A 23566-nucleotide genomic window follows, 5' to 3' on the forward strand; every position below is an offset into this window, starting at 1 on the left:
CCGCATCAAACTATCGCGGCCCTCGATCACGGGAGCATTCGATGAGGTACCGCGTGGTGTGTGCCACGAAAGGCCCGGAGTCCACGATGCGCTCGTGCAGAGCTTCCAAGCGGCGACGGTACCGGCTGACGGTGAACCCCGGGACGATCCAGATCACCTTCCGCAAGTACACCACGACCGCCGCGACGTCCGAAAACTCCATCCGCAGCGTCGCCTCGCGCAGGTCGACGACCCGCAGCCCGGCGGCCTCGGCGGCGGCGACGGCCCGCGCCGGGCTGCGGACGTCGCTCACCGGCTGCGGCCCCATCATGAAGTCGGTGAGCTCGCGGGCCGTGCCGACGCCGACGTGCTGGGCGAGGTACGTGCCGCCGGGGGCGAGGACCCGGGCGATCTCCGGCCAGCCGACGAGCACCGGGTGGCGGCTGCTGACGAGGTCGAACGTGCCGTCGGGGAACGGCAGCGGCCCGTCGTCGGGGACCTGCGCGACCTCGGCCCGCCACGGCGCGAGGGCGGCGCGGGCCAGGGCCGCGTTCGGCGGCCAGGACTCGGTCGCCGCCAGTACCGCCGGATGGGCCCGGGCACGTTCGAGGGCCTCGCGGACGACCTCGCCGCCGCCGGTCTGGACGTCCAGGACCGACCCCGCGCCGGCGAGCCGGCCGGCCAGCAGGCGGACGTAGCCCCAGGGCGGCCGCTCCTCCGTGGCGCGCCCGTCGAACCACGAGAAGTCCCATCCCTCGACCGGGACCGCCTCCCCCTCGGCCAGCAGCTCGGCGAAAGTCCGCATGGTTGCACCCTCCGCCGTCCGGGCATCACCCGGGAATGACGATCATTCCGCAGAACGTCCCGCTGTGGCTGGCCACGAGCGCGGACGACGAGATCATGGCCGGCCGGGTGGTCGGCTGGGACACCGAGCACGTCCAGCCGTTGCCCCTGGTCGCGTGGACCGACGAGACCGGCATGCTGCGGCGCGTGGGCACGCCGACGAGCTCCGTGGTCTGGCTCGGCGACACGCGCGGCGAGGCGGTCGAGACGGCGCAGCGGGAGACCCGGCCGGCCGTGTCAGGCAGCCGCGTGTAGCCGTTCGCCGGTCGCGCGGATGATCTCGGCGAGCGGGGCGACCAGGTCGGGTCGCTCGGTCATGAGGTCGGTGAGGCGCACCCGGTATGGTCCCGGCATGACCGGTAGCGGAGGGCACATGGCGGCAGTGGCCGGACCCACGATCCAGTACGTCGCCCGCGCCGGGATCCTCGACCTGGGCTGGGGCCATCCGCATCCGGCGGCGCTGCCGGTCGACGAGTGGGGCGAGGCGACCGCGGCGGCGCTGCGGGAGCACGGGTGGCGCGGGCTCACGTACGGGTACGCGGCCGGCCCCGGCGAGCTCGTCGACTGGCTGTGCGCGCACCTGGCCGGCACCGACGGGCGCGGCCCGCGGCCGGCGGAGGTGTTCGTGACCGCCGGGGCGTCCCACGCCCTCGAGCTCGTCTCGTCGCTGCTGGTCTCCCCCGGCGACACCGTCCTCGTCGACACGCCCACGTACCACCTCGCGCTGCGGGTGCTCGCCGACCGGCGGGCGGACCTCGTCGGGGTGCCCTTCACCGACCCGGCCGCCGTCGCCGAGACGGTGTCGCGGCTGCGCGGGGCCGGGCGGACCGTCCGGCTGGGCTACGTCGTGCCGACGTTCGCCAACCCGACGGGCGCGTCGCTGCCCGCCGACCGGCGCCGGGAGCTGCTGGCGGTGGCGGCGGCGTACGACCTGCTGGTGATCGAGGACGACACGTACCGGGAGCTGTCGTACGCCGGACCCGCGCCCGCCTCGCTGTGGAGCGCGGACCACGGCGGGCGGGTGGTGCGGATCGGGTCGTTCGCCAAGACCGTCGCGCCGGGCCTGCGCCTGGGCTGGCTGACCGGCCCGCCGGAGCTCGTCGGCGCGCTCGCCGACCGCGGGTACGTCGACAGCGGCGGCGGGGTCAACCACACGGTGGCGCTGACGATGGCGACGTTCGGGGCGTCCGGCGGGTACGCGCGGCACCTGGCCCGCGGCCTCAGCCGGTACAGCTCCCAACGCGACGCCCTCGTGGCAGCCCTGCGCGCCGAGGGCCTGGACCCGCCACTGCCGGACGGCGGCTGGTTCGTCTGGCTCCCGCTGCCGGACGGCCTCACGGCGTCGGCGCTGCTGCCCCGGGCGGAGGCGGCCGGGGTGTCGTTCATGTGCGGGCGGCGGTTCCACGCGGGCGGCGGACCGGACGGCCACGTGCGGCTGTCGTACTCGATGCTCGGCCCCGGCGAGCTGGCCGAGGCCGCCCGGCGGCTCGCCACCGCCGTGCGCGGGCTCAGTCCTCGTCCAGCAGCTCGATGAGCTCGGCCGCGTTGCGCTGGGCGTGGTCGGAGTAGCAGTTGTTCATGAGCACGTGGGTGCTCGAGGCCGTGGCGGCGACCTCCCGCAGCTTCGGCACCCACTCGCGCAGCTCGTCGACGCTGTACTCGTAGCCGAACTTCTCGTGGATGTCCTTGCTCGTCCAGCGGTCGCTGCGGCCGTGGAACCGCATCATCGCCAGGTCGGCGGTGGCCTCCAGCACCGGCGGGACCGACGAACGGTGCCCCTGCGGCATGTCGACGCCGACGAACGGCAGCTCGTGCGCGCGCAGGAAGTCGAGCGTCTCGGTGGCGTTGTCGCCCTCGAACCACGACTTGTGCCGCAGCTCGACCGCGACCGGCAGCGGGCTGCACCGCCGCCGCACCTCCAGGAGGTACTCCTTGTTGGAGCGGCGGATCGTGAACCACGGCGGGAACTGGAACAGCACCGCGCCGAGCTTCCCGGCCTCGACCAGCGGGTCCAGGGCGGTGAGGAACCGGGTCCACAGGTCCTCGTACGCCTGCGGCGACAGGTCTGCGGGGTACAGGTTCTTCTTGTCCGTCTCCGGGCGCAGGTCCTTGAAGATCGCGGACGGCTTCGTCGGGTGCCCGGTCAGCAGGCTGAACGCCTTGACGTTGAACAGGAACCCGTCCGGGGTCCGCTGTGCCCACAGCCGGGCGGTCTGCTCGCTCGGCGGGTGGTAGTAGGTGGCGTCGACCTCGACCAGCCCGAACTGCGACGCGTAGTACGCCAGCCGCTGCTCGGCGGTGCCGGCGTCCGCCGGGTACCACCCTGATTCCAGCAGCGTGGGGTCGGTCCACGATGCCGTGCCCACGCGGATGGCCATACTCTGCATTGTGCTCTCTCTCAGCTGGCCGCACGTCCTGAGCTGGCGCTGCCGGCGACAACTCCTCCACCGGCCCACGCCCGACCCGCTCGCGGTCGTGCGGGCGCTGGCCGGCGTGCAGGCGCAGGTCACCTCCGCCGCCGAGCAGGCCGTCGCCGTCCGCCAGCCGGTGCCCGACCCGGCGTCGGTCCGCGCGGCCGTGGCCGCCAAGCGGCTGGTGAAGACGTGGTCGGCCCGCGGCACGCTGCACCTGCTCGACGTCGCCGAGGCCCCCGCCCACCTGGCGCTGCTCGCCGCCGCCCGGACCTGGGAGAAGCCGTCCTGGCAGAAGACGTTCGTCACGGCCGGGCAGCTGGAGCAGATCAGCGCCGCGGCGTGGGAGGCGCTCGACGGTACCGTCCTGAGCCGCGACGAGCTCACCACCGCGATCGTGGAACACGCCGGCGACCCGGGCCTCGAGGAGCACCTGCGCTCCGGCTGGGGCACGGTGCTCAAGCCCCTCGCCTGGCAGGGCCTCCTGGTCTACGGTCCGCCCGACGGCGGCAGCGTGACCTTCACGCGCCCGGACACGTTCCTGCCCGGCTGGGCGGGACTGCCGTCCGCGGAGGATGCTGCGCGGGTGGTGATCCCGGCGTACCTCGGTGCGTTCGGTCCGGCGTCACCCGCCACGTTCGACCAGTGGCTGATCCGCGGCCTGTCGAAGAAGGCCATGCTGAAGGGCTGGTTCAAGGCCCTGCTGGCCGACGGCGTCGTGACGGAGGTGGAGGTCGAGGGCGAACGGCTCTACGCCCGGACGGCCGACCTGGACTCCCTGGCCGCCGCGGACCCGGCCGACTTCGGCGAGGTCCGGCTGCTGCCCGCGTTCGACCAGTTCGTGCTGGGCCCGGGCACGGCCGACACCCGGGTGGTCCCGCCCGGCCGCCGGCCCGAGATCAGCCGCACGGCGGGCTGGATCTCCCCGGTGGTGGCCCATCGCGGCCGGGTGGCCGGCACCTGGGACCGCACCGACGGCAAGGTGACCGTGAACCTGTTCCCCGAGCACGGCGAGGTCCCGGCCGCGTCGCTACGCGAGGAGATCACCCGCGTCACGACGTCCTGACCCACCCCTTCGCGCAGCACTCGTCCGTTTCATGATCCAGGGAAACATCCGGTCGCCACGGCAACACAGTGTTCCCCTGGATCACGAACACCCCGACGACGGCGACACCATGCCGACCCGGCACCGGGAACGCCATCGACAACCGGCTAGAACAACCACAACTCGTGATCAAAGCTGGCTGCTCGCCCCGATCCACGATCTCGAGTCCACGATCCCGCCCCTCGCGGTCACACAAGGCTGACCTTGGAGCACTGTGGCCCCCATAGGGACCCAAATCCTCCAAGATCAACCGACCCGGCACACCCAGCTGACGCGGACCAGCCGCGAAACAGGCGGGCAACCGAAGCAGTGCAGCGCGACCCAAGCAGCGCGACCCGGACAAGACGACGGGCCACCCAACCCGCGGGCCGCGCGACCAGGCACGAAGACCAGGCACGAAGACCCGGCAGCACGACCCGGCAGCACGACCCGGCGGCCTAACCCGCGGCGCGGGCAGCCCGATCGGGCCCAGGCCGGGCTGGAAGCCAAATCGGGCGGCAACCAGGCCGCACGCGGGCGACCGCACCCGGCGGGCAACCATGGCCCCCGGCGAGGGAGAGTGCTACTTGAGCAGGGCGCGGGCCTCCTCGGGGTCGAGCTCGCCCTTGACCGGCGGGCCGGCCGACGGGCACTCCGCGAGCAGCGGGCAGGCGCCGCAGGCGGGGCGGCGGGAGTGGCAGGTGCGGCGGCCGTGGAGGATCAGCAGGAGGTTGGCCGGGACCCAGTCCTTGCGGTCGAACAGGGACCGGATGGCCTGCTCGACCGCCTCGACGTCCTTCTCCTCGGCCCAGCCGAGCCGGTGCGCGACCCGGCCGACGTGGGTGTCGACCGAGACCGCCGGGGTGCCGAAGGCGTTGCCGAGGACCATGTTGGCCGTCTTGCGGCCGACCGACGGCAGGGCGACCAGCTCGTCGACCGTCCGGGGCACCTCGCCGCCGTGGCGCTCGACCAGCGCCTCGGCGAGCTTGATGACCGATGCCGTCTTCTTGCGGTAGTAGCCGACCGGGACGAGGATGCGCTCCATCTCCTCCGGGTCGGCGGCGGCGAGGTCGGCGGCTGTCGGGAAGCGTCCGAACAGGACCGGCGTGACCGCGTTGACCCGCTCGTCGAGTGCCTGGGCCGCGAGGACCGCCGCGACGAGCAGTTGCAGCGGGGAGGCGAAGTCCAGCTCGAGGCGCGCGTCCGGGTATCGGGCGGTGAGCAGCCGCAGGATCCGCCGGGCCCGCCGCTTCAGGGCGAGATCGGGACCGGACGGCTGGGCGACGGGTTCGACGGCTGTTGCGGAGCGACGTGACGACGGCACGAGACGACCCTACGTCCGGGGTACGACAAAAACGGCACGACAAGAACGGGTGCGACCCAAGACCCGGTGCGACCCAAGACCCGAAGAAGGCGGTCCCACGGCGGCAGCGGCGGGGCACTAAGGTGTGCGCCGTGGAGTTCGATACGTCGACCGCGCAGCCCGCCCGGCGGTACAACTACTGGCTCGGTGGCAAGGACCATTTCGCCGCCGACCGTGAGTCCGGTGACCTGATCGCCAAGGTGTTCCCGACGGTGCGCACGATGGCCGTCGAGAACCGGGCCTACCTGCGCCGCGCGACCCGTTTCCTGGCCGCGGAGGCGGGGGTCCGGCAGTTCCTGGACATCGGCTGCGGGCTGCCCGCGCCCGACAACACCCACGAGATCGCGCAGGCGGTCAACCCGGCCGCCCGGGTGGTCTACTCCGACAACGACCCGATCGTCATGGCCCACGCGCGTGCACTGCTCACCGGCACGCCGGAGGGGCGGACGGCGTATGTCGAGGCCGACGTCACCGACCCGGCCGCCATCACGGGTCACCCGACCGTGCGCGAGACGCTCGACTTCGGGCAGCCGGTCGGCGTGCTGCTGCTCGCGGTCCTGCACTTCATCGAAGACGACGACAAGGCCGCCCGGGTGGTGCGGGAGCTGATGGCCCCGCTGCCGCCGGGCAGCTACGTCGTCGTGAGCAACTCGACCAAGGACTTCTCCACGCCCCAGGACGCGGCGGCCTACGACGCGATGCTCGCCGCACGCCGGGTCGACGCGTGGCCGCGCGACCGGGCCCGGTTCACGGCGCTGTTCGACGGGCTGGAGCTGGTCGAGCCGGGTGTGGTCGGCGTGCCGGACTGGCGCCCCGAGAGCGGCACCCGCCCGGCCCCGTCCGAGGTGGCGCTCTACGGAGCCGTGGCCCGCAAGCCCTGAGACGAGGACCGGGCCCGCCCCGGGCAAGGGGGCGGGCCCGGTCGAAACCGATCAGGCGACCGAGACCAGGTCCGGCACCGCCGGCTCTTCGGCCGGGCGCAGCGCCAGGGCCAGCACGTCGGCCACGTCCGTCAGCGCGTGCACCGTCAGCTGGCCGCGGATCTCCTCCGGGAGGTCGTCCAGGTCCGGCTCGTTGCGCTTCGGGATGATGACCTCGGTCAGGCCCGCACGGTGGGCGGCGAGCAGCTTCTGCTTCACGCCGCCGATCGGCAGGACCCGCCCGGCCAGGGTGACCTCACCCGTCATGCCGAACTCGGGCCGCACCGGGCGGCCGGTGGCCAGCGACGCCAGGGCGGTCACCATCGTGATGCCCGCGCTGGGGCCGTCCTTCGGCACCGCACCCGCCGGGACGTGCAGGTGGATGCGGCGGCCCGCCAGCTCGTTCGGGTCGATGCCGAGGCGCCGGCCGTTGGAGCGCAGGTACGACAGGGCGATGTGCGCCGACTCCTTCATGACGTCGCCGAGCTGACCGGTCAGTGTCAGGCCGGGCTCGCCCTCCATCGAGGTGGCCTCGATGAACAGCACGTCACCGCCGGCGCCGGTCACCGCGAGGCCGGTCGCCACGCCGGGGACGGCGGTGCGCTCGGCGGACTCGGGCGTGAACCGGGCCCGGCCCAGGTAGCGCGCCACGTCGTCGACGTCCACGCGTACGGCCTCGGGGGACGAGGCCAGCGCGACCGCGACCTTCCGCAGGATCTTCGCCAGGGCCCGCTCCAGCTGCCGCACGCCCGCCTCGCGGGTGTGCTCGCCGGCGATCACGGCCAGGGCGGCGTCGGTGATCGAGAACTCCGACGCGTCGAGGCCGGCGCGGTCGAGCTGCCGCGGCAGCAGGTGGTCGCGGGCGATGGCGACCTTCTCCTGCTCGGTGTAGCCGTCCAGGGTGACCAGCTCCATCCGGTCCAGCAGCGGGCCGGGAACGGTCTCCACCACGTTGGCGGTGGCCAGGAACAGCACGTCGGACAGGTCGAGGTCGACCTCGAGGTAGTGGTCGCGGAACGTGTGGTTCTGCGCCGGGTCGAGGACCTCGAGCAGGGCCGCCGCCGGGTCGCCGGCGTAGCCGACGGCCAGCTTGTCGACCTCGTCGAGGAGCACGACCGGGTTCATCGAGCCGGCCTCGCGCAGGGCGCGGACGATCCGGCCGGGCAGCGCGCCGACGTAGGTGCGCCGGTGGCCGCGGATCTCGGCCTCGTCGCGGACGCCGCCGAGCGAGACCCGGACGAACTTGCGTCCGAGGGCGCGGGCGACGGACTCGCCGAGGCTGGTCTTGCCCACCCCGGGCGGGCCGGCGAGGGCGAGGACGGCGCCGGAGCCGCGGCCGCCGACGACCTCGAGGTGGCGCTCCGCGCGGCGGTTGCGCACCGCGAGGTACTCGAGGATGCGGTCCTTCACGTCGGCGAGGCCCGCGTGATCGGTGTCGAGCACGGCCCGTGCCTCCGCCAGGTCCGTGTTGTCCGTGGTGCGCACGTTCCACGGCATCTCCAGTACCGTGTCGAGCCACGTGCGGATCCATCCGGCCTCCGGCGACTGGTCACTGGCCCGTTCGAGCCGGCCGACCTCCCGCAGCGCGGCCTCACGGACCTTCTCGGGCAGATCCGCTTCCGAGACCCGGGCGCGGTAGTCGGCGGAGCCGTCGGGCTCGTCCTCGCCGAGTTCCTTGCGGATCGCGGCCAGCTGCTGGCGCAGCAGGAACTCGCGCTGGGTCTTCTCCAGGCCCTCGCGCACCTCGTGGTTGATCTTCTCGTTGACCTCCTGCTCGGCGGCGTGGGCGCGGGCCCACTCGACGAGCAGTTCGAGGCGGGCGGTGACGTCGGGCGCGCCGAGCAGCTGGATCTTCTGCGCGAGCGTCAGCCACGGCGCGTAGCCGGCGGAGTCGGCGAGCTCCGACAGGTCGGTCATGCGCTCGACGGTGTCGATGACCTGCCAGGCGCCGCGCTCCTGGAGGACCCCGATGACGAGGGCCTTGTACTCACGGGCGAGCTCACGGGCCCGGCCGGCGGGCGCGGGCTCGTCGAGCACGGTGGCCTCGACCCACAGGGCCGCGCCGGGGCCGGGCACGCCGGCGCCGATGCGGGCGCGGGACAGGCCGCGGATGACGGCCGCCGGCTCGCCGCTGGGCAGCCGCCCGACCTTGTCGAGGGCGGCGATGACGCCGTAGGAGTTGTATTCGCCGTCGACGCGTGGGACCGCGAGGACCCGTTTGTCGCCGGCGGCGCGTGCCGCGTCGACGGCCGCCTGCGTGGTGGCGTCGAGCGTGACGGGAATGACCATGCCCGGGAGCAGGACGTCGTCGTTCAGGGGAAGAACCGGGAGCGTTGCCATGCGAGACACACCTGCCTTGTAGTTGAGCGTGCCTGACTTAAGTTACAAAGCGTTCCCCATGTTCCCGTCGGTGCCCTGCGTGTGACCCAGGCCACTACCGGTACGAGGGAAGGCGCATCGCCGTCGCCGTGCGGGTGGCCATGTGCCGGAACAGCCGCTTGACCGGCGGCAGGTGGCGCAGCGAGCGGAAGAACCGGTCACGCTGGGCGATCTTCTTCCATGACGACCTGCGCCGGCGCGCTCCATCGCCGCCAGCAGCTCCGGCACCCGCCAGCCGGCACCGGCGAAGACCGCGGCGACGTCACCGCGGTCGCGCACCGCCCCGTCCGCCGTGAAGTAGAGCGCCACGACGGCGTCCCGCCCGTGCGGCACCGCGACGGAGACGCTGCGCCCGGGCTCGGTGTACATGAGCCCGGCCCGGTCCAGCCCGAACACGTTGGGCATCGTGAAGACGCAGCCGTACATCCCCAGCGGCCGCTCGACCGCGGGGTCGTCGCCGAAGACCAGCCGCCGGACGTTCGAGTGCACCCCGTCCGCGCCCACGACGAGGTCGAACCACCCTGTGGAGCCGTCGGTGAAGGTCACGTCCACGCCGTCGGGGCGCTGCCCGACGGATTCGATCGAGACGCCGAAGCGGTACGCCGTGTGCCCGCGCGTCGCCTCGAACAGCACCTCGGCGAGGTCGCCGCGCAGGATCTCGAGGTCGCCGCCGAACAGCACGGACGGCATCGTGGCGACGGGCCGGCCGGTGGTGTCGACGACGGTGACGCGGTGACCGTGCCGGTGCAGGCAGTGCGCGAGAGCGGGTCCGGCGACGCCGGCTCCGGAGACCAGGATGTCCATGCCGGGCAATATACGCACGTCTTATACGCTTGTATAGGACGACTGTATAGTACGATCTTCGCCCATGGGACACCGCGAAGACCTCCTCGACGGTGCGGTCCGCTGCCTGTACGAGAAGGGCTACGCACGCACCACCGCGCGCGACATCGTCGCCGCCTCCGGCACCAACCTCGGCTCGATCGGCTACCACTACGGCTCGACCCAGGCCCTGCTCAACGCCGCGCTCGGCAAGGCGATCGACGACTGGGGCGGCCAGCTGGCCCAGGCGCTCACGGCCTCGCCCGGCGCGCAGCTCACCGGCCTCGCGCGGTTCGAGGCGTACTGGACGAACGTCCTCGACACCATGGCCGCGCACCGGCCCGTCCTCATGGCGTCGTTCGACGCCGTCCTGCAGATGGACCACGCGCCGGAGCTGCACCGGATGCTCGCCGAGGGCATGCAGGACGCCCGGAAGCTGTGGGCGCAGGTGTTCCACCAGATCGACGCGGCCGTCGAGCGGGAGAAGGCGCACCAGCTCGGCTCGTTCTACCAGGCGCTGCTCAGCGGGCTCATCGCCCAGTGGCTGATCGACCCGGAGCACGCCCCGTCCGGCCGTGACCTCGCCGAGGCCCTGCGGATGATCGCCGCGGACCTCTCGTGAGAAAGCTGCTCATCGGCATTCTGCTCATCGGCGCCGTCGGCCGGGCTCCCCTGACCTCCGTCGGGCCCCTCGTCAGCGACGTCCGCGCCGACCTCGGCCTGTCGTCCGCCGCGGCCGGCCTGCTCACCACCCTGCCGCTGCTCGCATTCGCCGCGTTCTCGCTCATCGCGCCGCTCGTCGCCGGCCGGCTCGGCCTGGAGCGCAGCCTCGGGATCGCGCTCGCCCTGCTGGCCGCCGGCATCGCCGTGCGGTCCCTGCCGACCCAGCTGTGGACCGGCACGATCGCCGTCGGCGCCGCCATCGCCTGCTTCAACGTGCTGCTGCCCAGCCTCGTCAAACGCGACTTCCCGGCCCGGGTCGCCCCGCTCACCGGCGGCTACTCGGCAACGCAGAGCGTCGTCGCCGCGATCGCCTCCGGCACCGCCGTCCCGCTCGCCGCGGCCTTCGGCGGCTGGCGGATCGCCCTCGCCGCCTGGGTCGTCCTGGTCCTCGCCGCCGCCGTGGCCTGGGCGCCGCGGATGCGCATCGCCGACCACGAGACCGTCAACGGCACGCGGGCCCCGATGCCGTGGCGCAGCGCGCTCGCCTGGCAGGTCACCCTGTTCATGGGCCTGCAGTCGCTCGTGTTCTACGTGCTGATCGCCTGGCTGCCGACGATCGAGCGCGAGCACGGCATCCCGCCCGCCGTCGCCGGCTGGCACCTGTTCACCTACCTCGCCGCCGCCGTCGCGGCCAACCTGCTGGTGCCGGTCGTCATGCGGCGCCTGCCCGACCAGCGCCTCGTGGGCCTGGCCTGTGCCGCCTGCATCGGCGCCGGGGTGGCGGGCCAGCAGTGGCTGCCGTGGACGCCCTGGTTCGCGTTCGCGTCGGTACTCGTCGCGGGCTTCGGGGCGGGCATGGCGATCGTGGTCTGCCTGTCGCTGTTCAGCCTGCGCACCACCGACGCCCCCGCGGCCGCCGCCCTGTCGGCGATGGCCCAGTCGATCGGCTACCTGCTGGCCGCCGGCGGCCCCGTCCTCATCGGCGCCCTCCGCGACGCCGGCGGCTCGTGGACCCTCCCGGTCTCGGCCCTGTGCGGGCTGACCGCCGTGATGGCCGTCTTCGCCGTCCTCTCCGGCCGCGCCCGGACGGTCGCCTGACCAACGCCCACGCACGTCGATCTAGCAGGCGCCGGCGACGGACTTCTTGCCGTTGGGGCACAGGACGTCGACGTACGTCACGTCGTCCAGGCGGGCCCCGTCGAGGCGGGCGCCGCGCAGGTCCGAGTCGGTCAGCTCCGCCCCGCGCAGGTCGGCGCCGCGCAGGTCGGCCTTGCGCAGGTCGGACCGGCGGAACGTGGCGTCCCGCAGGTCGGCCCCGTGCAACCGGGCACCGTCGAGGCCCACGTCGGTGAACGCCGCCCCGCTCAGCTGCGCGTCCCGCAGGTCGGCACCGGTGAGCCGCACGCCGTCGAGCACCGCCCGGCGGCCCTCGGCCTCGGTCAGGTCCGCGCCGCTGAGGTCGACGTTCGACAGGCCGGCACCCTCGAACCGCACGCGGTGGAGGTTGGACTCCCGCAGGTCGGCCTCGCTGACCACGCCGTCGAGGGTGGCGCCCTCGAGGTTCGCGCAGCGCAGCTTGCGCGCGCTGAGGTCGGTCGCCGGCACCTCGCGGTCCGGCAGAAGCACCGCCCCCGGTGCCGTGCACCGGCGGCCGTGCCGCTCCTCCCGCTCACCCGTCAGCGTGAGCACCGCCGCGACGACGGCCAGCGCCAGCAGGTACACCGCGCCCACTTTCCGCGGGGACATGCGCTGGCCTTTCCGCGGGGACATGCGCTGACTCTGCCCGCCTCAGAGGACGGCAACCACGACCGCGGTGGCGTTGTCCCGGCCGCCGGCCTCCAGGGAGGCGGCCACGAGCGCCGACGCGATGACGTCCGGCGGTGCGCCGGAGCCCAGCGTCTGCTCCATCCGCCGATACGGCACCTGCTCGGCGACGCCGTCGGTGCACAGGCAGTACACGTCGCCGGGGAACATCGTCACGCTCAGCACGTCGGGCTCGGGCAGCCCCGGGTGGCCGATGAACCGGTGCAGCTGGTAGCGCGCGGCGGCCGCCTGCGGCGAGTCGGCCGGGAACCAGCCGTGCACCGCGCCCAGCCACGCCTCGGTGTGGTCGATCGTGAGCAGTTCCAGCAGGCCGCCGCGCAGCCGGTACACCCTCGAATCACCGATCTGCGTGACCCACGCGCCCGTCGCGTCGGCGACCAGCGCGGTCAGCGTGCAGCCGGTGAGCTCCCGCAGCTCCTGCCCGGCGGCGCGGACCCGCCGCTGCGCGTCGGCGACCGCGGAGAACAGGGGCGACGGGTCGAACGGGCCGCGATGGTCCTGGATGGCGGTGGTGAAGACGTCGACGGCGGTGCGTCCGGCCGTGCGGCTGCCCTCGCCGGCGCCCATCCCGTCGGCGACCACCGCGCACAGCCCCGGCCGCCGCCGCAGCTCGGTGGCGTGCAGCACGTCGAAGTTGGCCGGATACCGCCGGCCGACCTCGGTGGCGGAACCGACCCGCAGCCTTCTCCCGGCGGCCTGGACCTCGATGCTCATCGAGTCCAGCCTATCCGGTGGCCGATCACCCGGGTGGCCCACCGTTCATCGGCCGTTCAGCCGCCGGCGGCCCCGGCGATGCCGTGGGTCAGCGGCGGGCATAGACCTGCCAGGTGCCGTCCGGACGGCGGTCCCAGCCGTCGATCTCGCCGCCCACCTCGGCGAACATGATCACCCGGTCGTAGATCCAGTCGGCGAAGTCGTCCTGCTCGGCCTCGTCGAGGCCGGCCCGGACGACCGCGCCGAACGTGATCAGGCCCGTCCCCTCCAGCGGCGAGGCGCCGAGAACGCCGATGACCTCTTCGGGCTCGACGTCCTCGCGCTCCTCGACCTCGAGGTAACCGCCGTCGGGCATCTCCACCAGGAACGCCAATGTCGTCTTCCTCAGCGCGTCGCTTCCGCCAGACCGGCCCGGACACCGTCGGCGTCGCGGTTCGTACCGTACACCGGGGTGTCCGGCTGCTGCCGCCAGCTGTCGTCGAGGTCACCCGCGTCGACCGGATCGAACCCCAGGTCGTCGACGAGGGTCATCACGGTCCGCTTGGCGACCGCGTCGTCCCCGGCGACCGGCAGCCCGATCCGGCCCGGGCTGCCCGCCGGCCGTCCGTTGGCGAGCAGGTATCCGGCCTGGATGTTGTTGAACGCCTTGACCACGCCGGCGCCGGACAGGTGCCGCGCGGTCCAGCGGCTCGACGTGGTGCCCTCCTCGATCGGGGCGATCCGCCCGTCGCGGCCCGGGTAGTAGTTGTCCGCGTCGATGACGATCTTGCCGGCGAACGGCGCCGACGGCAGGTCCGGCACGGCGTGCAGCGGCACGGCGAGCACCACGACCTCGCCGGCGTTGGCCGCCTCCTCGACCGTACCCGCGGTCGCGCCGGTCTCGGCCGCCAGCCCGGCCAGCGAGCCGGGCCCGCGGGAGTTGGCGACGGTCACGTCGTGGCCCAGTTCCCGCAGGCGCCGGGTGAGCGTGCCGCCGATGTTCCCCGAGCCGATGATCCCGATCTTCATGCCTGAATTCCCCCCAGTAGGCGTGGGTGATGCGTCGCGTGCCGCGATACCCGGCCAACCCGCAGGTTACGCACGGCTTCGCGGCCGGTGGCGCCGCCAGGGGCGAACCCACCGTGCGGGTGGCGCCGTCCCGCCGTCCGGACCGTCCTTTCGGCAGGTGAGGCCGCCGTTCCGGCGATGCCGGGAGGTCTACGGTCACCGGTACATTCGCCGGATGGATCCCGCAGCCGCGAGCCACACGGCGACGCTGCCGCGCCCGCTGACGTCGCTGGTCGGCCGCGACGCCGAGGTCCGCACGGCCGCGCGCCTGCTCACGCCCTCCGGCACCCGCCTCGTCTCACTGGTCGGAACGGCCGGCTGCGGCAAGACCCGCCTGGCGATCGCCGTCGCCGCTGCCGAGGCCGACCCGGTCCTGTTCGTCGACCTGTCCACGATGGACCCGGCGACCGGCGCCGCCGGTTTTGTCCTCGACGTGCTCGGTGCTGCCCGCCGGCCCGACCTCGACGTCACCGACACCCTCCTCGAGACGCTCGGCGCCGGGCCGGCGCTGCTCGTGCTCGACAACTGCGAGCACGTCGCCGACGCCGTCGCCGGCCTCGCCGAGCGGCTGCTGGCCGCGAAACCGGCGCTGCGGCTGCTGGCGACGAGCCGCCAGTCGCTCGCGGTCGCCGCCGAGACCGTCCTCGCGGTGCAGCCGCTCGACCCGGGGACGGCGCTGCGGCTGTTCGAGACCCGCATGTACGAGCGCACCGGCCGGCCGCTGCCCGAGACCCACCGGGCCGCCGCGGCCGCGATCTGCGACGCGCTCGACGGGCTGCCCCTCGCCGTCGAGCTGGCCGCCGCCCGCGCCGCGCTGCTGTCCGTGCCCGAGGTGCGCCGGCTCCTCGCCGACCGCTTCCGCGTGCTCGCCGACACCAAGGCGGGCGGCCCCGAGCACCACCGCACGCTGCGGGCCGCCCTCGACTGGAGCTACCAGCTGCTCTCCCCCGACAAGCAGGCCCTGCTGCGGCAGCTCGCGGTCTTCCAGGGCGGGTGGACCGCCGAGGCGGCCACGGTCCTGCCCGGGCACCGGCCCGACCTCGTGGCCGCGCTGACCGACCGGTCGCTGGTCCTGGCGGACCGGGACCGCGGCCGGATGCTGCAGACGGTCGCCGCCTACGCCGCCGCCCGCCTCGCCGAGACCCCCGACGAGGCCCGCGCGGCCCGCGACGCGCACGCCGCGCACTTCCTGGCCGTGGCCGAGCGCGCGGCCGCCGGCATCCGCGGCCCCGACCAGCGCCGGTGGCTGCGCCTCCTCGCCCTCGAACAGGACAACCTCCGCGCCGCCATGGCCTGGCTGTCCCGGCGCCCCGGCGGGCACGTCGAGGAGGACCTCCGGCTGGCCACGGCGATGGCACCCTTCCAGCACTTCACCGGTGTGTACGACCTGGGCCGCGACTGGCTGGCCGCCGCCCTCGACCGGCGCCCGGACGCGCCCGCCCCGATCCGCGCCGCCGCCGCCTCGGCCGCCGCGACCCTGGCCATGCTCGCCTGCGACTACCCAGCGGCCGCGGACCTCGCCCACCGGGCCCTGGCCCTCGCGGCCGACGACCGGGTCCGGCTGCTCACCCTGCTCGGCAGCGTCGAACGGGAACGCGCCGCGTACGACCGGTCGCGGGAGCACCTCGACGAGGCCCGGGCGCTCTACCGCGCGGCCGGGGACGCCTGGGGCGAGGGCCGCGTCACCCAGCTCGCCGGTGCGACGGCCTGGCTCTCCGGCGACCTCGACGGCGCCGCCGCCCTGCTCGCCGAGAGCCTCGCCGCGTTTCAGGACCTCGCGGACGACGAGTCCGCCGCGTCGTCGTCGACCCACCTGGGCGCGGTGGCCCACTTCCGCGGCGACCAGCTCACCGCCCGCCGCCACCTGGTCGACGCCCTGGACCGCTTCACCGAGCTGTCGTTCCCGGAGGGCATTGGGTGGGCGCAGGACCTGCTCGGGAGGGTCGACCTCGCCGAGGACCGGCTGCTGTCGGCGACCGAGCGGCTGCGCTCCAGCCTGACGATCCACCGCCGGGTCGGCGACCGCTGGCGCTCGGCGAGCGTCCTCGAGGCCCTCGCCGAGGCCCGGCGCAGGAGCGGCGACCCCGCCCACGCCGCCGCGCTGCTCGGTGCCGCCGACGTGATCCGCGAGGAGATCGGCGCACCCACCCCGGCCTGCGAGCTCCCGTCGCGGCAGCACACGGAGGCCGCGCTGCGGGCCGCGCTGCCCCTGGAGACGTTCGCCCGCGCCCACCGCTTCGGCGCCCGCACCCCGGTCGACGAACTGCTGCCCCTGTCGTCGGCCGCACCGGTGCCCGCGACGCTGTAGGACGCGGATACCGGCCCGTGATCACCACGGTGGGATGACCCGAACGGGTGAATCGCGCCCCCGGCGAACCGGGTCCGGCACGCGTGCCCGTATCGCATCTCCGGTGCAGGATCCCGACTTTCCGGAGATTCCAGCCGAATGATCGCCATCCGCCCTATTTTCGGCTCATCTGCCCCGACTGCATGGAGGTGCGATGAGATTCCGGAGAGGTGTCGCCCTGACCGTCGCCGCGGGCGCGGTCGCCGCGGGCGCCGCGGTGCAGGCAGGCCCGGCGATCGCCGCCGACCAGGGCATGGCGCGCGGAGTCGTCGCCATCACCAACAGCGTCCGCGCACGGGCCGGCTGCGGGCCGGTCACCCCGAACGCGCGGCTCGACCACGCCGCGTGGCTGCACTCGCGGGACATGGCCGGCCGGGGGTACTTCGCGCACGGCCAGCCCGGCCTCCGGGTCCGGGCCGCCGGGTACCGCTGGTCGGCCTACGGCGAGAACATCGCCTGGGGCCAGCGCAGCGCCGGCGAGGTCATGCGCGACTGGATGAGCAGCCCCGGCCACCGGGCCAACATCCTGAACTGCCGCTTCCGCAACGTGGGCGTCGCCGTGGTCTACAACGCCCGCGGCGTGCCGTTCTGGACCCAGGACTTCGCCAGCCCGCGGTGAGCGAGCGACGGCGGCCGATCAGTACCGCGGAGGGGCAGCGGCACCCAGCGGGTTCCCATCCAGTGTTCATCGCGCGTTGTCCTGAAGCGCTGGACAGAATGCCCCGTTGGCCCCCTAATGGAATGCACCTCGCACCGGCACCCGCCCGCCGGTCGGGCCCGCGTCCCGCAGTACCGCCGCAGCACTCCGCCGCACGATCACCATTCCTCGCCGCACCACCGTCCTGGGTGGCGTGCACCCTCGAACCGGGAGGCCGCCGTGAACGACATGACCTTCGCCGACGCGCCCCTCACCGAGGCCACGGCCACCGCCTACGTCGCCGCCGCCGGGTTCCGGGTCGGCCCGGTCGGCCGGGTCGGCGTGGAACTGGAATACTGCGTCCGCGATCCGCGCCGCCCGCTGCACCGCCCGGCCCCGGCGCGGGTCCTCGGCCTGCTCGCCCACCTGGGCGACCCGCTGCCGGGCGGCAGCGGGATCAGCGTCGAGCCGGGCGGGCAGCTGGAGCTGTCCTCGGCGGTCGGCGCCGGCCTGGCGGACTGTGTCGCGGCGCTCGCCGCGGACCTCGCGCTGGTGCGGCACGAGCTCGCCGTGCACGGCCTCGTCCTGGACGGCACGGGGTTCGACACCACGCGGCGGCCGCGGATGGTGACGGACCACCCGCGATACGTGGCGCTGGCCGAGTACCACGACCGTTCGGGGCCGAAGGGCCGCGCCGTCATGTGCAACTCCGCCTCGATCCAGGTGTGCCTGGACGCCGGGACCGAGGAGGACGACTGGACGGACTTCCGCCGCCGCTGGTGGCTGGCGGACGCGATCGGGCCGGTGATGATGGCGGCGTTCGCCAATTCGCCCCAGGTGACCCGGTCGGGACGGCGGTGGGTGTCGTACCGGCAGGCGCTGCGCTTCGGCACCGACGCGAGCCGCACCCGGGCGCCGCGGCGCACCGACGACCCGCGCTCGGCGTGGGCGCGGTACGCGCTCTCGGCCCGGGTCGCGATGATCGCCGACCCCGGCCCGGCGCCGTGGCAGGTGCCGTCCGGGCTGACCATGCGCGACTGGCTGCGCGGCCACGGCCCCCGGCCGGTGACCCTGGAGGACCTGGAGCGCCACCTCGGCACGCTCGTGCCGCCGGTCCGGCCCCGCGGCTACCTCGAGCTGCGCATGATCGACCAGCAGCCGGGCGACGGCTGGGTCGTGCCCGCCGCGGTGGTGACCGCCCTGCTCGACGACCCCGAGGGTGCGCAGGCCGCCGCCGACGCCGCCGAGCACCTGCGCGCGCCGCTGCGCCGGCACCGCGACTGGACCGCCGCGGCCCGCGACGGGCTCGCCGACCCGGCGCTCGCCACCGCCGCGCTCGCCTGCTTCACCGCCGCCGAGGAGGTGCTGCGCCGCCGGGACGCGCCGCTGCCGATCCGCGACGCGGTGGCCGCCTTCGTCGACCGGTACGTCCTGCGGGGGCGCTGCCCCGCCGACGACGTGCGGCGTGAGCCGCGCCGGCGCCTCGGTGTGGTATCAACGGGGTGATTGTTCACCCTCTGCGAGGAGTCGTGCCCGTGCGGGACATCGCCGTGTTCAGTGGCAGCGCCCACCCCGAGCTGGCCGAGGAGATCTGCGCCCAGCTCGCGGTGCCCTTGCTGCCGGTGCGGATCGACCGGTTCGCCAACGACTGCCTCGAGGTGCAGCTGCAGGCCAACTGCCGGGAACGTGACGTGTTCCTGATCCAGCCGCTCGTACCACCCGTGCAGGAGCATCTCGTCGAACTGCTGCTGATGCTCGACGCGGCCAGGGGCGCGTCGGCGGCGCGCACGACGGTGGTGATGTCGCACTACGCGTACGCGCGGTCGGACAAGAAGGACGAGCCGCGCATCTCGATCGGCGGCCGGCTCGTCGCCGACCTGCTCAGCGCGGCCGGCGCGTCGCGGGTGCTGACGCTCACGCTGCACTCGCCGCAGGTCCACGGGTTCTTCAGCGTCCCGGTCGACCACCTGCACGCGCTGCGGGAACTGGCCGGGCACTTCCGCGGCGACGACCTCACCAACAGCGTGGTCGTCTCGCCCGACCTCGGCAACGCGAAACCCGCCTCGGCGTTCGCGCGGATGCTGGGTGTACCGGTGGCCGCCGGCGCCAAGCAGCGCTTCAGCGACGACCGCGTCGTGATCAGCACCGTCATCGGCGAGGTCGAGGGCAAGGACGTCATCGTCCTCGACGACGAGATCGCGCGGGGCAGCACGGTCGTCGAGCTCATCGACCGGCTCCGCGAGCGGGGCGTGGCGAGCATCCGGGTGGCGTGCACGCACGGCCTGTTCACCGACGGCGCCCTCGACCGCCTCGCCGCGCAGCCGGACGTGCTGGAGATCGTCTGCACCAACAGCGTGCCGATCCCGAAGGAGAAGTGGGTGCCGAAGCTGCGGGTGCTGTCGATCGCTCCGGCGATGGCCGAGGCGATGCGGCGCATCCACAACGGCGAGTCGGTCAGCTCGCTGTTCCACTGATGCTCTCGGTCGGTGCCTTAGGCCCGTTGCGGGCCACGCTGGACGGTGCCCGCCTCGATCTGGGCGGTCCCCGGCAGCGTGCCGTCCTCGCCCGCCTCGTCGCCGCGGGCGGCCACGTCGTGCCCGCCGACCGGTTCGTCGACGACCTGTGGCGGGGCGAGCCGCCGCCGAAGGCCCTGGCGGCCCTGCAGGTCTACGTGTCGAATCTCCGGCGGGTCCTCGAGCCCGGTCGCGCGCCGCGGACCCCGGCGACGGTGGTGGTGTCGGCCGCGCCGGGGTACGCGCTGCGCCTGCCGGTCGGGGCCGTCGACGCGTGGCGGTTCGAGGACCTGCTGCGCCGCGGCGGTGAGCTGGCCGGCGACGACCCGCGTGCCGCCGAGCCGCTGCTGCGCGAGGCCCTCGCGGTCTGGGCGGGGCCGGCGTTCGCCGAGTTCGCCGACGAGCCGTGGGCCGTGCCGGAGGTGGCCCGCCTCGAGGAGCTGCGCCTCGTGTGCGTGGAGACGGCCGGGCAGGTGGCGCTGCGGCTGGGCGGTCAGCTCGCCGCCGCTCTCGCCGTGCCGGAGCTGGAGCGCCACGCGCAGGCCCACCCGCTCCGCGAGCAGGCGGTGCACCTGCTGGCCACGGCCCTGTACCGGGCCGGTCGCCAGGCCGACGCCCTCGCCACGCTGCGCCAGGCCCGGGAGCGGCTCGCCGACGAGCTCGGGGTCGACCCGGGCCCGGCGCTGCGTGCCCTCGAGGCCGACGTCCTGGCGCAGGCACCGCACCTGGACACGGTCGCCGACGCCGCCGGGACCGCACCGGTCCCGGCGGTCCCGGCACCCGCCCCGGCCACGGCGCCCGCCGGGGTGGGGCGGGACGCCGAGCTGGCCCGCCTCCGGCAGGTGGCGGCGGCGGCCGAGCAGACGGGGCTGCGGGTCGTGTGGGTCGGCGGCGAGCCCGGCGCCGGGAAGACGACCCTGCTGCGGATGTTCGCCGCCGAGCTGCGGGACCGGGGCTGGCGGGTCGCGTGGGGCCGCTGCCCGGAGGTCGACGGCGCACCGCCGGCCTGGGCGTGGAGCGAGATCCTGCGGGAGCTCGCGGACCTGCCGGACCAGCCCGGCGGCGAGGCCCTGGCGCCGCTCCTGGCCGGTGAGGCGTCCGCGGGCAGCCAGTTCCGGCTCGCGCAGGCGGTCGGCGACCGGCTCGGCGACGCCGGGCCGCTGCTCGTGGTCCTCGACGACATCCACCGCGCCGACGGCGAGACGCTGCAGGTGCTGCGCCACCTCGCGGCCGCGCTCGCCGAGCGGCCGCTGCTCGTGGTCCCGACCCACCGGCCCGGCGAGGCGCAGCCGCAGCTCGACGGCGCGCGGGCGGCCCTGGCCGGGCCCCGCTCGACCGACCTCGACCTCGGCGGGCTCGACGCGGACGCCGCCGCCGCGCTGCTGCACGCGCACCTCGGCGCCGCGCTCGACCCGGAGACGGCGGTCCTGGTGCACCGGCGCACCGGCGGAAACCCGCTGTTCCTCATCGAGACCGCCCGGCTCATCTCGGCGGAGGGGCCGAGCAGCGCCGTGGGCGCGATCCCGTCCGGCATCGGCCACGTCCTGCGGCGGCGCCTGGCCCGCCTGCCCGCTGCGGCCCAGACCCTCCTGCGGCACGCCGCCGTCGTCGGCCGCGACGTCGACATCGACGTGCTCGTCGCGGCGAGCGGCACCGACGAGGACGCCGTGCTCGACGGGCTGGAGGCCGGGGTCCTCGCCGGGCTGCTGGAGGAGCCGGCTCCGGGGCTGGTCCGGTTCACGCACGCGCTGCTGCGCGACGTGCTCTACGACGACATGCCGCTGCTGCGCCGGCGCCGGCTGCACGAGCGGGTGCTCGCCACGCTGGAGACCAGCCGGCCCGGCGACGCGGCCGCGCTCGGCCACCACGCGCTCGCCGCCGTCACGCCGGCGTCGGCCGCCCGGACCGCCGGTCACGCGGCCGCGGCCGCCCGGCAGGCCGCGGCGCTCCACGCGCACCGTGAGGCGGCGGCGCTGTGGCAGGGCGCCCTCGACGCGCTCGCCCTGCTCCCCGAACCGGATCCGCGGCAGCGCCTCGACCTGCTGTGCGGGCTGGTGTCCGCCCGCGCCAACGCCGGCGACGTCGCGGGCGCCCGGACCGCGCGGGACGAGGCCGTCACGGTGGCCCGGACCCTGCCCGGGATCGCGCCGCTGCGGCGGGCGTTGTCCACGTTCGACGCCCCGGTGTCCTGGTCGATCCGCCGGGCGCGGTACGTCGACCGGCCGCTCGTCGCCCTGCTGGAGGACGCCCTGGCCGCCGACCCGGCGCCGGATCCGCGGCTGCGCTGCCGGCTGCTGGTGGCGCTGGTGTACGAACTGGAGGGCGACGACCTCGCCCGCTGCGCCGGCGCCAGCGCGGAGGCGCTGCGCATCGGCCGGGACAGCGGCGATCCGTGGCTGCTCTGCCAGGCGCTCAACGCGCGGTACTTCGCCGTGCTCAACCCCGGCCGCCGCCACGAGCTGCCCGCGGTCGGGGCGGAACTGCTCGAGGTCGCCGAGCGGGCCGGGCTGCCGGGCTTCCAGACCCAGGCGCACCACGTGCTGTTCCAGGTGGCGCTGGAGCGCAACGACTTCGCCGCCGCCCAGGACCACATCGACCGGGCCCTGCAACTGTCGACCTCCGGGCAGCTGGACGCGACGCTGTCGGTGATGCTGATCTTCGACGCGATCCGGGCGCTGTTCGCCGGGGACTTCGCCGAGGCCGAGCGGCGCTACGCCGAACTCGCCGAGCGCATCGAGCGCGCCGGGCTGCAGAACGCGAACCACGTCGGCCTGGTCGGGGTGTTCCACGTGCGGACGGCGCAGCGGCTCGCGCACACCTGCCTGCCGATGCTCGAGCCGCTCACCACGATCGCGCCCGACGAGAGCAACGACCTGATGGTGCGCGCCCTCATCGACGGCGGCCGGCTCGACGAGGCGCGGATCCGGTGGGCACAGCGGTCCCCCGGGATCCGCGAGGACTACTACTGGCTGGCCTGGACGGCGCTGCGGGCGGAATCCGCGGTCGTGCTGGGCGACCGGCCGGAGGCGGCGGCCTGTTACGCGGCGCTGCTGCCGTGGACGGGGCAGTTCGCCGGTCTCGCCAGCGGCACGATCGCCGGTCCGCCGGTCGACCTGGTGCTCGGCCTCCTCGCGGCGTTCCTCGACGACCCGGCGGCGGCCCGCCGGCACTTCACGGACGCCCGGGACCTCGCCGGACGGATGGGTGCCGCGCACTGGGCCGCGCGGGCCGCCGAGCACCTGTGACCCCGCGCTATCCGAAGATCACCTTCTCGCGGCGCAGGAAGGCCGGGCGGACCAGCGCCAGCATGAGCCGCAGCACCGGCCCGGCCATGCGGTACAGCTCCGCCAGTTCGTCCCCGGTCGCGTACCGCTCGATCCTCGGCAGCTCGAAGCTCATCGCGGAGCCCTTGCGGACCGCGGCCTCGACGCGCTCCCACTCGGCGTGCGACACGTACCGCATGATGACCGGGAAGACCGTGCGCTCCTCGTCGTCGATGTGCTCGTCGAGCAGGTCCCGCAGGGTCGTGAGGGTCGCGGCGAGGCGCGCGGCGGCGGCCCGGTCGTGCGGCGCGGCCGACAGGGCCCGGGCCTCGGCGCGCAGCCGGTCGAGCAGCGGGTCGAGCTGGGCGTGGTCGTCGGTGAGCTCGGTCAGGTCGACCTCGGCGCCGGCGGCGGCCTCGAGCACCGGCCACAGCACCTCGTCCTCGGCCTGATGGTGGTGGTGGATCCCGGTGCAGAGGCTGGTGAGGTACCGCTCGACGGCGCGGGCGCGGGCGGGCGAGCTGACGGTCGTACCGTCGGCGATGCTCTGCACCAGGGCGGCGAACCGGCGGGCGTCGCCGCGCATGGAGCGGTGGTTGATGGTGATGCCGAGCAGGTTCGGGCGGGCGTCGGTGGCGGTCATGGTGGTCGGTCTCCTCCGGTCGGTTCGTGACACTGTCCAGGGGACGGCACCGCGCTTACCGGCCACTTAATGCGCGCTTGGTGAACACCACCCGCCGCACGGGATCACGGCCGT

Annotated in this window: 21 protein-coding genes; 11 read left to right on the forward strand and 10 right to left on the reverse strand. The window is 74.6% G+C overall.

Annotation, left to right across the window (positions count from 1 at the left end; translation table 11 throughout):
- Positions 1-10 precede the first annotated feature (10 nt).
- A complete protein-coding gene (locus Dfulv_RS25505; protein ID WP_259855761.1) occupies positions 11-784 on the reverse strand; it encodes a class I SAM-dependent methyltransferase in 774 nt (257 codons plus the stop codon).
- Between the two features lie 35 nt (positions 785-819).
- On the opposite strand from Dfulv_RS25505, the gene Dfulv_RS25510 reads away from it, so the two are divergent.
- Positions 820-1077, forward strand: a complete 258-nt coding sequence (locus tag Dfulv_RS25510; protein WP_259855762.1) for a hypothetical protein — start codon at positions 820-822, stop codon at positions 1075-1077.
- A gap of 97 nt (positions 1078-1174) precedes the next feature.
- On the forward strand, positions 1175-2356 hold the full coding sequence (locus Dfulv_RS25515; protein ID WP_259855763.1) for an aminotransferase-like domain-containing protein: 1182 nt from the start codon (positions 1175-1177) through the stop codon (positions 2354-2356).
- Here Dfulv_RS25515 and Dfulv_RS25520 read toward each other — a convergent pair.
- Positions 2331-3200 (reverse strand): DUF72 domain-containing protein, encoded by an 870-nt coding sequence (locus tag Dfulv_RS25520; protein WP_259855765.1) that lies wholly within the window; start codon positions 3198-3200, stop codon positions 2331-2333. The genes Dfulv_RS25515 and Dfulv_RS25520 overlap by 26 nt on opposite strands.
- A 10-nt stretch (positions 3201-3210) precedes the next feature.
- On the opposite strand from Dfulv_RS25520, the gene Dfulv_RS25525 reads away from it, so the two are divergent.
- Positions 3211-4299: a winged helix DNA-binding domain-containing protein gene (locus Dfulv_RS25525; protein WP_259855767.1), complete on the forward strand. Its 1089-nt coding sequence runs from the start codon at positions 3211-3213 to the stop codon at positions 4297-4299.
- Between the two features lie 601 nt (positions 4300-4900).
- Here the strand turns inward: Dfulv_RS25525 and nth are convergent.
- Positions 4901-5641 carry an endonuclease III gene (gene nth, locus Dfulv_RS25530; RefSeq protein ID WP_259855769.1) on the reverse strand — a complete coding sequence of 247 codons (741 nt, stop codon included), beginning with the start codon at positions 5639-5641 and terminating at the stop codon, positions 4901-4903.
- 131 nt (positions 5642-5772) lie between these two features.
- On the opposite strand from nth, the gene Dfulv_RS25535 reads away from it, so the two are divergent.
- Complete coding sequence (locus Dfulv_RS25535) at positions 5773-6561, forward strand: SAM-dependent methyltransferase (protein ID WP_319805690.1); 789 nt, start codon at positions 5773-5775, stop codon at positions 6559-6561.
- A gap of 51 nt (positions 6562-6612) precedes the next feature.
- Here Dfulv_RS25535 and lon read toward each other — a convergent pair whose 3' ends face one another.
- The gene (gene lon / locus Dfulv_RS25540; protein WP_259855771.1) at positions 6613-8940 is read right to left on the reverse strand and encodes an endopeptidase La; all 2328 of its coding nucleotides are present in this window, start codon (positions 8938-8940) and stop codon (positions 6613-6615) included.
- 42 nt (positions 8941-8982) lie between these two features.
- Positions 8983-9783, reverse strand: coding sequence for a Rossmann-fold NAD(P)-binding domain-containing protein (locus Dfulv_RS25545; protein ID WP_259855772.1), 801 nt, complete (start codon positions 9781-9783; stop codon positions 8983-8985).
- Between the two features lie 64 nt (positions 9784-9847).
- On the opposite strand from Dfulv_RS25545, the gene Dfulv_RS25550 reads away from it, so the two are divergent.
- On the forward strand, positions 9848-10423 hold the full coding sequence (locus Dfulv_RS25550; RefSeq protein WP_259855773.1) for a TetR/AcrR family transcriptional regulator: 576 nt from the start codon (positions 9848-9850) through the stop codon (positions 10421-10423).
- A complete protein-coding gene (locus tag Dfulv_RS25555; RefSeq protein WP_259855774.1) occupies positions 10420-11562 on the forward strand; it encodes an MFS transporter in 1143 nt (380 codons plus the stop codon). The genes Dfulv_RS25550 and Dfulv_RS25555 overlap by 4 nt, the downstream gene beginning before the upstream one ends.
- Before the next feature lie 21 nt (positions 11563-11583).
- Here Dfulv_RS25555 and Dfulv_RS25560 read toward each other — a convergent pair whose 3' ends face one another.
- The 4 genes from Dfulv_RS25560 to Dfulv_RS25575 form a co-directional block, all read right to left on the reverse strand.
- Positions 11584-12234, reverse strand: coding sequence for a pentapeptide repeat-containing protein (locus Dfulv_RS25560; RefSeq protein WP_259855775.1), 651 nt, complete (start codon positions 12232-12234; stop codon positions 11584-11586).
- 18 nt (positions 12235-12252) lie between these two features.
- Positions 12253-13002: a PP2C family protein-serine/threonine phosphatase gene (locus Dfulv_RS25565; RefSeq protein WP_259855776.1), complete on the reverse strand. Its 750-nt coding sequence runs from the start codon at positions 13000-13002 to the stop codon at positions 12253-12255.
- Between the two features lie 88 nt (positions 13003-13090).
- Entirely contained in the window at positions 13091-13375 is a 285-nt protein-coding gene (locus tag Dfulv_RS25570; protein WP_259855778.1) for a hypothetical protein, read from the reverse strand.
- 11 nt (positions 13376-13386) lie between these two features.
- Entirely contained in the window at positions 13387-14010 is a 624-nt protein-coding gene (locus tag Dfulv_RS25575) for an NADPH-dependent F420 reductase (RefSeq protein WP_259855780.1), read from the reverse strand.
- Between the two features lie 214 nt (positions 14011-14224).
- Here Dfulv_RS25575 and Dfulv_RS25580 point away from each other — a divergent pair, with 214 nt between their 5' ends.
- The 5 genes from Dfulv_RS25580 (at position 14225) to Dfulv_RS25600 (ending at position 22791) form a co-directional block, all read left to right on the forward strand.
- A complete protein-coding gene (locus tag Dfulv_RS25580) occupies positions 14225-16357 on the forward strand; it encodes an ATP-binding protein (RefSeq protein ID WP_259855781.1) in 2133 nt (710 codons plus the stop codon).
- Positions 16358-16550: 193 nt separating this feature from the next.
- The gene (locus Dfulv_RS25585; RefSeq protein ID WP_259855783.1) at positions 16551-17015 is read left to right on the forward strand and encodes a CAP domain-containing protein; all 465 of its coding nucleotides are present in this window, start codon (positions 16551-16553) and stop codon (positions 17013-17015) included.
- 267 nt (positions 17016-17282) lie between these two features.
- Positions 17283-18539, forward strand: a complete 1257-nt coding sequence (locus tag Dfulv_RS25590) for a glutamate-cysteine ligase family protein (RefSeq protein ID WP_259868084.1) — start codon at positions 17283-17285, stop codon at positions 18537-18539.
- 29 nt (positions 18540-18568) lie between these two features.
- The gene (locus Dfulv_RS25595; protein ID WP_259855785.1) at positions 18569-19507 is read left to right on the forward strand and encodes a ribose-phosphate diphosphokinase; all 939 of its coding nucleotides are present in this window, start codon (positions 18569-18571) and stop codon (positions 19505-19507) included.
- A gap of 26 nt (positions 19508-19533) precedes the next feature.
- Positions 19534-22791, forward strand: a complete 3258-nt coding sequence (locus Dfulv_RS25600) for a BTAD domain-containing putative transcriptional regulator (protein WP_259855787.1) — start codon at positions 19534-19536, stop codon at positions 22789-22791.
- A gap of 7 nt (positions 22792-22798) precedes the next feature.
- On the opposite strand, the gene Dfulv_RS25605 is transcribed toward Dfulv_RS25600, so the two are convergent.
- Positions 22799-23452 (reverse strand): hemerythrin domain-containing protein, encoded by a 654-nt coding sequence (locus Dfulv_RS25605; RefSeq protein ID WP_259855789.1) that lies wholly within the window; start codon positions 23450-23452, stop codon positions 22799-22801.
- Positions 23453-23566: the final 114 nt, after the last annotated feature.

Origin of the sequence: Dactylosporangium fulvum (assembly GCF_025137375.1) — a bacterium.
Taxonomy (GTDB): Bacteria; Actinomycetota; Actinomycetes; order Mycobacteriales; family Micromonosporaceae; genus Dactylosporangium; species Dactylosporangium fulvum.